Source organism: Paenibacillus sp. P22 (genome assembly GCF_000469945.2).
Lineage (GTDB): Bacteria > Bacillota > Bacilli > Paenibacillales > Paenibacillaceae > Paenibacillus_O > Paenibacillus_O humicus.
The window spans coordinates 1-3,961 of record NZ_CBRA020000193.1 but is presented as its reverse complement, the minus strand read 5'-3'; the positions used below and the strand labels follow the sequence as shown (position 1 = coordinate 3,961).

General features: G+C 58.8%; 4 protein-coding genes. All 4 read left to right on the top strand.

What is annotated here, in order from left to right:
- Window positions 1-88: 88 nt before the first annotated feature.
- The 4 genes from BN871_RS22125 (at window position 89) to BN871_RS22110 (ending at window position 3,676) form a co-directional block, all read left to right on the top strand.
- The gene (locus BN871_RS22125; RefSeq protein ID WP_021882058.1) at window positions 89-889 is read left to right on the top strand and encodes an ABC transporter permease; all 801 of its coding nucleotides are present in this window, start codon (window positions 89-91) and stop codon (window positions 887-889) included.
- Between the two features lie 62 nt (window positions 890-951).
- On the top strand, window positions 952-1,737 hold the full coding sequence (locus BN871_RS22120; protein WP_048748896.1) for an ABC transporter permease: 786 nt from the start codon (window positions 952-954) through the stop codon (window positions 1,735-1,737).
- Between the two features lie 49 nt (window positions 1,738-1,786).
- Window positions 1,787-2,809 (top strand): PotD/PotF family extracellular solute-binding protein, encoded by a 1,023-nt coding sequence (locus BN871_RS22115; RefSeq protein ID WP_048748894.1) that lies wholly within the window; start codon window positions 1,787-1,789, stop codon window positions 2,807-2,809.
- Between the two features lie 192 nt (window positions 2,810-3,001).
- Window positions 3,002-3,676 (top strand): HAD family hydrolase, encoded by a 675-nt coding sequence (locus tag BN871_RS22110; protein WP_157060365.1) that lies wholly within the window; start codon window positions 3,002-3,004, stop codon window positions 3,674-3,676.
- The last annotated feature ends 285 nt before the right edge of the window (window positions 3,677-3,961 follow it).

Below are 3,961 nucleotides of genomic sequence, written 5' to 3'. Positions count from 1 at the left end.
CCGCCGGCGCGGYCGGAGGAGCCGAGCCGGGTTCGGGAGCGCCTGAGCCGGCGTCCATCGAGACGGGCAGGCCCGGAGGGAACAGCTAGTGGCCGTCCGCAACCGCAATTTCTTCCTCGTTCCCTACGTCCTGTGGATTGTGCTGTTCGTGGCGGCGCCGATCGCGCTGACGCTGTACAAGTCCTTCTTCGACGTCGACGGTGCGTTCACGCTGGACAACTATGTCCGCTTCTTCACGCCGGTCTACCTCAAGATGACGCTGAGCTCGTTCTGGTATGCGTTCCTCATCACGCTGTTCTCGCTGCTGATCGCATACCCGGCCGCCTGGCTGCTGACGCGGACGAAGCACAAGCAGCTGTGGCTGCTGCTCATCATTTTGCCGACCTGGATCAATCTGCTGCTCAAGGTATACGCCTTCCTGGGCATCTTCGGGACGTACGGCGCCGTCAACCGGTCGCTGGAGTGGCTCGGCATCGGGGCGCAGCAGATTCTGTTCACCGACTTCAGCTTCGTGTTCGTCTCGGTCTATATTTTCATTCCGTTCATGATTCTGCCGATTTTCAATTCGCTTGAAGAGCTTAATCCGTCTCTCGTGTTCGCGGCGAGGGATCTCGGCGCATCGCCGTGGACGACGTTCCGCCGGGTCGTGTTCCCGCTGACGCTGGACGGCGTCAAGGCCGGCTGCCAGGCCGTGTTCATCCCGGCGCTGTCGCTGTTCATGATTACGCGGCTCGTCGCCGGCAACCGCGTCATAACGCTCGGCACGGCCATCGAGCAGCATTTTCTCGTCACGCAGGACTGGGGCATGGGCTCCACGATCGCGGTGTTTTTGATTATCGTCATGGTGCTGATCATGTTCGCAGCCGGTAAACGGGAGGTGAGAAGGTAGAAGTGAATGCCACCAAGAAATGGCCATGGTCCAATCTGTATCTGATCGCCGTCTTCGCGGTCATGTACGCGCCGATCTTCTATCTGACGTTCTACTCCTTCAACAGCGGCGGCACGATGCACGGCTACGAAGGGTTCACGCTGGATTGGTACAGGGAAGTGTTCGCCGATACCCGGCTGCTGATCATCGTGCTGAACACGCTCGTCATCGCCCTGCTGTCCGGCCTTCTGTCGACGGTGCTCGGCATCGTCGGCGCGCTCGCCATCTATGAGGTGCGCCGGAGGCGGAACAAGAACACGCTGCTCAGCTTCAACAATGTGCTGATCGTAAGCCCCGACGTCATCATCGGCGCCTCGTTCCTCATCCTGTTCACGATGATCGGCATCCGGCTCGGCTTCTTCAGCGTCCTGCTGTCGCATATCGCCTTCAGCGTGCCGATCGTCGTGCTCATGGTGCTGCCCAAGCTGCAGGAAATGAGCCCGACGCTCATCGATGCCGCCCGGGATCTCGGCGCGAGCCGCTGGCAGGTGCTTACGGGCGTCGTGCTGCCGTTTATCCGTCCAGGCATCTTCGCCGGCTTCTTCATGGCGCTGACCTACTCGCTGGACGACTTCGCGGTGACGTTCTTCGTCACGGGCAACGGCTTCTCCACGCTGTCGGTGGAGATCTACTCGCGTGCCCGCCAAGGCATCTCGCTGTCGATCAACGCCCTGTCGACGCTCATCTTCCTGTTCACGATCCTGCTTGTCGCGGGCTATTATTTCATCACCCGGCGCAGCGGATCGAGAGCCGGCTCGGCGTCGCGCGGCGGCGTCATGACCGGAGCGGGAGAGGGGGGATCGCGATGAAGGGCCTGATCCAGCTTTCGCCGCCATTCTGGTCGCCTCCCTCGGATGCATGTACCTGGCTTCCTATCTCAATTCCAGCCAGGGATATTCCGGGTCCAATACGCTGACCATCTACAACTGGGGCGATTATATCGATCCCGATCTGCTGACGAAATTCCAGAAGGAGACGGGCATCACCGTCATCTACCAGACGTTCGACTCCAACGAGGCGATGATGACGAAGGTGCAGCAGGGAGGCACGACGTTCGACGTCGCGGTCCCGTCCGAGTACGCCATCGACAAGATGAAGCAGGAGGACCTGCTGCTGCCGATCGACCACGGCCGCCTGCCCAATCTCAAGCATATCGACTCCCGTTTCCTGAATCTGAGCTTCGACAAGGACAATCAATATTCCATTCCTTATTTCTGGGGAACGGTCGGCATCATCTACAATCCGGAGCTGACGCCCAAGGATCTCGTGTTCGACAGCTGGGACGACCTGTGGGACCCGCGGCTCAAAAACAATCTGCTGCTCGTCGACGGCGCGCGCGAGGTGATGGGCTTCGGCCTCAACAGCCTCGGCTATTCGCTCAACGACCGCAAGGAGGAGCATCTGCAGGAAGCGCTGCGCAAGCTCCAGATGCTGACGCCGAACGTGAAGGCGATCGTCGGCGACGAGATCAAGATGCTGCTCGCGAACGAGGAAGCGGCCGCCGGCGTCGTCTGGTCGGGCGATGCGTCGGAGATCATGGACGAGAACGACAAGCTCGACTACGTCATTCCGAAGGAAGGCTCCAACGTCTGGTTCGACAATATGGTCATTCCGAGGACGGCCCGCAATCTCGACGGAGCCTACAAATTCATGAACTTCATGCTCGATCCGGCCAATGCCGCCCAGAACGCCGAGTACGTCGGCTACTCCACGCCGAACAAGGACGCGATACCGCTGCTGCCCGAGGAAATATCCTCGGATGAGCGCTTCTATCCGCCGGAGGAGCTGACGGGCCGGCTCGAGGTGTACGACAACCTCGGCAAGCGCATGCTCTCGCATTACAACGAGCTGTTCCTGGAGTTCAAGATGCACCGGAAGTAAGCGTAGCGTGCTTCGTTAAATCCCCGAAAAAAAACCTGTTCCCGCCTATGCCTCCAGGCATTCCGGGACAGGTTTTTTTGGCTTCTTCCGCATCCCAGGCGCGGAGCGTGCCGCCGGCAAGAGAGGGATTATTGGAAGGCAGGTGGAATGAAATGGATAGGCGGAAATAAACGGACGGAGGAGAGGAATACAGTGCCGATTGCGCTTATATTCGACATGGACGGAACGCTGTTTCAGACGGACAGGATTTTAGAAATCTCCTTGCAGGAGACGTTCGGCTATCTGAAGTCGCTTGGCGAATGGGCGAGCGCGGCTCCAATCGAGAAATACCGAGAGATCATGGGAGTTCCGCTGCCTGTCGTATGGGAAACGCTCTTGCCCGATCATTCAAATGAAATCAGGCATAGGGCGAACGACTATTTTCATGAAAAGCTGCTTGGGAACATTGCGGACGGCAGAGGAGCTTTATACCCTCATGTCATCGAGCTCTTCGAGCGCTTGAAGCAAGCGGGCTGCCCGATTTTCATCGCGAGCAATGGGCAGGCCGAGTATTTGAACGCCATTGTCGGCTATTACAGGCTGGACGCCTGGATTGCCGAAACGTTCAGCATCCAGCACATCCAGTCGCAAAACAAGGCGGATCTGGTCGGCCATATCCTGAAGAAACATCGCATTGAACAAGCAGCCGTGGTCGGAGACAGGCTGTCCGATATCCTTGCCGCGAAAAAGAATGGCCTCATGGCGGTAGGCTGCCGCTTTGACTTTGCCCAGGAAGAGGAGCTCATGCAGGCTGACGCCGTCATCGATGATCTGCTGGAGCTGACGGAACTGTTTGATTTGCAGCCCTTGGGCCTTCATCGCAGCTAACAGCGCCTTTTAAACTCGAGTTTTTTAGAGTCCGGAAGCAACTTTTACCCGCAGGCTCCGTCTAGAGATGGCAACTGGGACTATTACCCAGACGGGAAATGGGGCGCCGCCGGTTGTTCCGGCGTATCCCTGTCCCGCTACCTCCAAGCTGGAAAGGATGCCTGCCCATATGTTCGCTTCTACCCGAAAAAACTCCGCCCTGCGGCTGTCTTCCACGCTGCTTGGCGTATCCCTGCTGCTCGGAGCGGCGATTCCCTCCGCCCCGGCGAGCGCCGAGGCGCCGGT

Excerpts from the sequence above, each read along its gene's own strand:
- BN871_RS22115 (WP_048748894.1), top strand. The coding sequence starts at position 1,787 with ATGTACCTGGCTTCCTATCTCAATTCCAGCCAGGGATATTCCGGGTCC.
- BN871_RS22120 (WP_048748896.1), top strand. The coding sequence starts at position 952 with ATGTACGCGCCGATCTTCTATCTGACGTTCTACTCCTTCAACAGCGGC.